Genomic DNA, 1076 nt, shown 5'->3' with positions numbered 1-1076 from the left:
TTCATGACGCCAGCGGATATGAGCAGCTCATGGGCCGCTGGAGCCGCAAGCGCGCGCCCAAATTCATCGACTTCGCCGGGCTTGCCCGCGGCGAAAAGATCCTCGACGTCGGCTGCGGCACCGGCAGCCTGACATTCGAGCTGGCCAAATCCGCCGACCTCGCGGCGATCGCGGCAATCGACTTTTCGCCCGTCTTCGTCGAGGCGGCGAAGCGGCGCAACACCGACCCGCGCATCGAGATCCAGCAAGCCGACGCCACCGCCTTGCCGTTCGCCGACGATGGTTTCGACCGCGCGCTGGCGCTGCTCGTGCTCCACTTCGTGCCGGAGGCCGGCAAGGCGGTGGGCGAGATGCGCCGCGTGGTGCGGCCGGGCGGCGTGGTGGCGGCCGTCGTGTGGGATCATCTCGGTGGCATGCCCGGCATGCGCATGATGATCGACACGGTGGCCGCGCTCAGCGAAGGCGGACGCCAGATGCGCAGCCGCTATTGCTTCCAGCCGATGATGCAGCCGGGCGAAATGAAGCGGACTTTTGTCGAGCAGGACCTGGCCGACGTGACCGAAACCGAGCTGATGATCCGCATGGACTACCGGGACTTCGACGACTATTGGGCGCCGATAGCGGCCGGCGAAGGCCCGCTCGGTAAATACATGATGACGCTCGATCCAGCCGAGCGGACGCGCAGCGAGGCCGCCGTCCGCGATGCCTATGAGGCCGGCCGGCCGGATGGCGCGCGGTCGTTTGCGAACGTTGCCTGGGCTTGCAGGGGCGTGGTGCGGTAAGGGCGCCGAAGAACCGCCCATCCGCCATCTGCCGCCCAGGCCGGTCTCCATGAAGACGCACCGGCGCTATTGCGGCAGACCGGCGGCCTGCAGCGCCTCGCCGAGGCATTGCGCGACCGCCGGGGCGCAATGTACGGCGGCGAACTGCCGACCGTAGCGAAACGTCGGATGCAGCTCACGCACCCGCGCCGCTGCCGCCATCGCCTCGTCCAGCCGGCCGAGCTTGGCCAAGGCGGCGGCCAGTTGCACATAGGTGATGCTGTGGGCGGGATTGGCCTGCACCGACCTGTATGC

The 1076-nt window shown here is 68.4% G+C and carries 1 protein-coding gene and 1 pseudogene; one reads left to right on the top strand and one right to left on the bottom strand.

Translation table 11 applies throughout. The features are described 5' to 3' along the window. A partial coding sequence (locus FJ980_RS33830; RefSeq protein ID WP_140547690.1) for a class I SAM-dependent methyltransferase occupies positions 1-782 on the top strand: 782 nt, incomplete at its 5' end. A 66-nt stretch (positions 783-848) separates the two neighbouring features. Here FJ980_RS33830 and FJ980_RS33825 read toward each other — a convergent pair. Then, positions 849-1076 (bottom strand): annotated as a pseudogene (locus FJ980_RS33825) (transcriptional regulator); the annotation flags it as partial.

The sequence above is a fragment of the Mesorhizobium sp. B1-1-5 genome (genome assembly GCF_006443065.1).
GTDB lineage: Bacteria > Pseudomonadota > Alphaproteobacteria > Rhizobiales > Rhizobiaceae > Mesorhizobium.
The sequence above is the reverse complement of the archived record's forward strand: the minus strand, read 5'-3'. Positions and strand labels throughout refer to the sequence as shown.